This is a genomic window from Actinocrinis sp. (assembly GCF_035653575.1).
Classification (GTDB): Bacteria; Actinomycetota; Actinomycetes; order Streptomycetales; family Catenulisporaceae; genus Actinocrinis.
Genome location: NZ_DASRBQ010000040.1, coordinates 1 through 4,996 on the forward strand (window position 1 = coordinate 1; position 4,996 = coordinate 4,996).

3 protein-coding genes and 2 pseudogenes are annotated in these 4,996 nt (G+C 71.2%); 3 read left to right on the forward strand and 2 right to left on the reverse strand.

The annotated features are described in order from the left end of the window. A pseudogene (locus VFA06_RS06280) lies at positions 1 to 294 on the reverse strand (hypothetical protein); the annotation flags it as partial. Between the two features lie 265 nt (positions 295 to 559). Between VFA06_RS06280 and VFA06_RS06285 the strand changes: the two are divergent. After that, positions 560 to 751 (forward strand): hypothetical protein, encoded by a 192-nt coding sequence (locus tag VFA06_RS06285; RefSeq protein ID WP_324839466.1) that lies wholly within the window; start codon positions 560 to 562, stop codon positions 749 to 751. 52 nt (positions 752 to 803) lie between these two features. Here the strand turns inward: VFA06_RS06285 and VFA06_RS06290 are convergent, their stop codons facing one another. After that, positions 804 to 1,151: a hypothetical protein gene (locus VFA06_RS06290; protein WP_324839467.1), complete on the reverse strand. Its 348-nt coding sequence runs from the start codon at positions 1,149 to 1,151 to the stop codon at positions 804 to 806. A gap of 578 nt (positions 1,152 to 1,729) precedes the next feature. Here VFA06_RS06290 and VFA06_RS06295 point away from each other — a divergent pair. Further along, the gene (locus VFA06_RS06295) at positions 1,730 to 2,062 is read left to right on the forward strand and encodes a hypothetical protein (protein WP_324839468.1); all 333 of its coding nucleotides are present in this window, start codon (positions 1,730 to 1,732) and stop codon (positions 2,060 to 2,062) included. Between the two features lie 176 nt (positions 2,063 to 2,238). Then, positions 2,239 to 4,996 (forward strand): annotated as a pseudogene (locus VFA06_RS06300) (hypothetical protein); the annotation flags it as partial.

Sequence of the window (4,996 nt, forward strand, 5' to 3'; positions counted from 1 at the left end):
TGCGAACAGCATCACCAAGTGCAGCTTGAGGGCGACACCGCGCGAGTCGATCATCTGTGCCGCCAGTGGCCGCTCCGCACGGGGCAGGGGTTTGCGCTCGCTGACCACCTTCCGCGGCTCGCTGTGCCAGTAGTACCCGCGCCGGATCCGGACGACGGAGGGCTTCCGGCCCTCGTCCCACAGTTCGCGCGCGGCCTTGACGGCGGCGGCCAGTTCCCCGGTGCGCTGCAGTGCGTTGAGCGCGTTCGCCCGCGCGGCGACCTTCGCTGCCCGCGCCTCGGCCTTGAGTCCCAAAAAAACTCCTACGGATCAGACGCTACGTTTTAACCCTCATGATGCGCCATCTCCGCGTCCTCGTCCTCACCGTTGCATCGCATCAGGGTCAAAGCGTGGTGCAAGCCTACCGGATCGGCCTGCGCGGTGCGGTGTAGTGGATGGCGAAGGGAGCCCGCCGGGCCGACCGGGCCCGGCTCCCTTTCCGGCCAGTCCCCGGAACGGCTATTCCATTGCAGCGGACACCGCTCCGGGGACCCGATCGATCACCATGAAGGAGACCGACGTGTCCCACGTTACGCACACTCCAGGCCCCCCGTCCCGCTGGGACCTGATCGCCTTCCTGGCGAGCCTGACGACCGGAGTCGTCCTGATCCTCGGCGCGCACGTGCCGGCGCAGGACGTGGCGATGACCGCCACCAGCGTGATCGGTGCGTTCAGCCTCTGGCGCAGCAGCCGAGGCGGCAGCCGGGACTGATCTGCGCCACGATCCGCGGCGCCCGCCATCGCCGGCGCACGGGCGTGGCCGATCAAACAGCGGTGAACCGTCCCTTGAGGTCGGCCGCTTGTGCCTCCCAGCGCTCGAGCTGGGAGGCACGCCGGATGCGGCGGCCCGGCCGCCCGCTGCGCACCTCGCCACGCAGCCATACGCAGATTGCCGTCGCCCCCATCCACGCGCACTGAAGATCTTCAGGCCCGCCGCGCTCGACCAGGCGCTCGATGCGCCGCTGGGCATAGGAGAAGGTCCGCGTGTCGGCCACCGCGAACGGCCGGTGCAGGGGCCGCCGGGGCTCGCGCCACCGGTCAAAGCCGATGACGGACCCGAACACGAGCACGAAGGCCGCCGGGACGATCAGCCCTTCCAGCACCATGAGCACGCCCGGCCCCCTCTCCGCAGCCACCTCATCGCAGCATCATGCCATGCACCGCAGCCGCCATGCCCTGACGCCGGGACCGCGATGACGCCGGGCGGCCGCGCTTCGGGGCCGGGTGAGAACGCGGCGCAAAAAAAGTCGCACCGCGCAGTCACAAACCGCCCTGCCCGGGGGCGTGAGGGGGTCGAGACGACGACCCGCGAGCCCAAGGGCGGTGACCATGGCGCAGGACGAGGCGGTCCAGGGACCGGGCGATCAGCCCGAGCCCCTGGACCTGACCAAGGTGATCGCCGCCTACTCCGAGGTGCGCGGCCTGCGAGACGACGTGGACGAGCAGCAGGAGGCGCTCTACGCCGCGATCATCGACGTCTACGTGCGCGTCGGCAAGAACGAGAAGCACTTGGTCGAGGCCCTGCGCACGCTTCCGCGCGCCACCATCTCCGCGGCGCTGCGCCGCTTCGAGCCCGAGACCGACTGGGAGCAGCTGCTGCTCGACGACTCGGTCGGCGCGCAGCAGACCGGCGAGTCGGGCCAGGTCGAAAGTCAGAACCGCGCGGTAGCCTCCGCAGACGGTCAGGCCGATGGCGAAGGGGTTGTGGATGGAGCAGATGAACGAGCACGGCGCGGCGGCGATGGCGTACTGGTCGACGGAACTGCCCGTCAGGTACAGCAGGATCGAGGACCCGCTGGAGTTCTTCCGGGCGCTGGGCGAGCAGGTGGAAGCGGAGATCGAGGAGCTGTACCTGCAGTACCAGGGCGAGGATCCGGCGCAGGAGAGCGCGGAGGAGAAGGAGGCGCGCCTGGAGCAGGCGATGCGCCGGGCCAAGGAGGAGGTGTACGCGCTGCTGGTGACGCCGGATCCGGCCAGCCAGGGCGAGCCGTACGCGGACCTGGACCAGGCGACCAGCGAGTAGCACCGCGCCCGTGGGCGCCGATCCCGGCGAACGGCCCGTCCTTCCGGCCCGCCGGGATCGAGCAGCTGGCCCCGTCCGGCTCCCGCGCCCGCATCCAGGCGAACCTGGCCGCGCTGCGCACCGCGGCCGACATCGTCATCGACGGGGCGACGCTGACCGCCGAGGCACAGGCGGTGATGGGCCGCTACGGCGGATGGGGCGCGGCCGACGCGGTCTTCGCACCCAACCCCACGGGCAACGACGCGCGCGACCGCGACGAACTGCGCGCGATCCTCAACCGCCTCGGCGGCAGCCCCGAGGAAGGCGAGCGCCTGTTCTTCCGCGCCGGCCTGACCACCCTCAACGCGCACTACACCGACCCGACGCTGGTCGGCGCCATCTACCAAGCGCTATCCGGACTCGGCTTCGACGCCGGGCAGGTGGTCGAGCCCGGCGCGGGCAGCGGCATGTTCGCCGCCCTGGCCCCGCAAGGCGTGCACGTCACCGGGGTCGAGCTCGACCCGGCCACCGCGCTGATCGCACAGCTGCTGCACCCCGAGGCCGAGATCCTGACCGGTTCGATCGCCGACCAGAAGTTCGCGCGCACCCGGGACCTATCCAGCCCGATGGTGCGCGTTCCCCGGGACGCGGCCGACGGGGCGGTGGGCAACGTCCCGTTCGGCGACCTGAAACTGCCCGACCCGGTCCTGAACCCCGGCACGCGGCTGTCGCTGCACGACCACGCGATCAACTGGGCCACCACCCGGGTGCGCCCCGGCGGCCTGGTTGCGGTCATCACCAGCCGCTACACCGCCGACGCGCAGAACCCTCACTTCCGTCGCACGCTCGCGCGCGAGCTGGACCTGATCGGCATGGTCCGCCTGCCGTCCACCGCCCACCAGCGGATGGCCGGCACCAGCGTGGTCACCGACATCATCATCGGCCGCCGCCTGGCCGAGGGTGAGCAGCCGCTGGTCGACCCGCGCAGCTGGGAGCAGTCCCAGCCCCTGGCCGTGCCCGGCACCGGCCAGAGCGTGCGGGTCAACGCGTACTTCCACCGCCACCCCGAGCACATCCTCGGCACGCTCGAGCTCGGCGGGATGCGCCGGGCCGACGACCTGAACGTCGTCGCGAACGGCGAGCTGTCCGGGCAGCTGCGCGCGGCCCTGGACCAGATTGTCGGACTGGCGCGCAACCGCGGCCAGCTCTACGAGTCGCGCGAGGCCGCCCCGGCCGCCTCGCTGCTGCGGCAGGTCTCCCACCGTCCCGACGGCACGCTCACCGCCCACCCGGACGGCACCTTCAGCCGCGTCGTGCACGGCGAGGACGTCCCGGTGGCGATCACCGGCGCGCGGGAAGCCGCGCAGACCCGGGCGATCGTCGCCCTGGCCGAGGCCCGCGAACGGCTGATCGCGGCCGAGTCGGCGTGCCCGGAGGACACCGACGAGATCGACGCGATGCGCGCGCACCTCGGCGAGCTCTACGACGCCTACACCGCCGCCTACGGACCGATCAACAAGTTCACCAGCTCCACGGTCACCTACAAGGTCAAGACCCTTGAGGGGATGCTAGACCGGCTGGATTTCTCCAAGCCCGACCAGCGCGACCCGGAGATCGCGCTGCTGGAGAACTACCTCGGGCGCGACGCGCTGATCCGCGTCATCGCGCCGGTCGTGGACCGCAAGCAGGTGCGCACCGGCAGCCGCAAGGACAAGGAAGGCGTCGCGGTCGCCACCTCCACCCAGCTGGTCGAGGTGGCGAAGGTGCGCGGCGCCGTGCTGGCCGCGATCGAGGACGGAGTACCCGCAGGCGAGGACGCCACCCGGCTGCAGGAGGTCTTCACCCAGCGCCTGGACCTGATCGAGTTCGGGGAGACCCGCAAGCGGCTGATCCCCCAGCAGTTCCGCTCCGACCCGCGCCGCCCGGCCGTCGAGGCGCTGGAAACGTTCGACCCGGTCGAGCAGACCGCGACCAAGAAGAACCTGTTCTACCAGCGCACCGCGGTGCCGCACCGGATGGAACTGGGGGCCGAGACCCCGCAGGAAGCCCTCGACCTGGTGCTCATCCACCAGCGCAAGGTCGACCTGCGGGAGATCGCCCGGCTGCTGGGCACGAGCGAGCAGGAGGCGCGCACCGCGCTCGGCACGCTGGTCTACGACGAGCCGGGCACCGGGCGCCTGGTCGCGGCGGGGGAGTACCTGTCGGGCAACGTGCGCGAGAAGCTGGCCGAGGCCCGCGCCGCGGCCGCCGTCGACCCCGAGCGCTTCGGCGTGAACGTCACCGCCCTCGACGGCGTGCAGCCGGCCGACCTTCAGTCCACCGAGATTCAGGCCCGTCTCGGGTCGGCGTGGCTTAGCCGCGAGATCGTCCAGCAGGGACTGCGCCACGTGCTGCAGGACCCGCTGCTGACCGTCCGCCACCCCGGCGGGGCCAAGTGGAGCGTGGAGACCCGCTCGAGCGTCGAGCACAACTCGCTGGCGGTCAACACGTACGGCACCTCCGACTACAACGCGTATGCGCTGGCCGAGGCCCTGCTGACCAACACCTCCATCGTGGTGCGCCGCGAGTACCTCGACGAGGCGGGGAACGTCAAAAGCTACCGGGACGACGCCGCGACCTTGTATGCGTTCCGCAAGGCCGAGGCGCTGGATGCGGACTTCGTGAGCTGGCTCTGGTCGGACCCGGACCGCGCCGACGCCGCGGTGCGCCTGTACAACCAGGAGTACAACAACCAGGTCAAGCGGGTGTGGGACTCCTCGCCGTTCTACATCCCGGACATGTCCGCGAACCTCAAGCTGCACCCGTTCCAGTCCGCGATGGTGCGCCGGCTGCACACCGAGAGCGGACTGGCCGCGTGGATGGTCGGGGCGGGCAAGACCGAGCTCGGGATGATCGCCGCGGTCGAGGGCCGGCGCCTGGGCCGTCACCGGCTGACCGGCTTCAATGTGCCGACGT

Coding starts and splice junctions, on each gene's coding strand:
- VFA06_RS06295 (WP_324839468.1), top strand. CDS start 1,730: ATGGCGAAGGGGTTGTGGATGGAGCAGATGAACGAGCACGGCGCGGCG.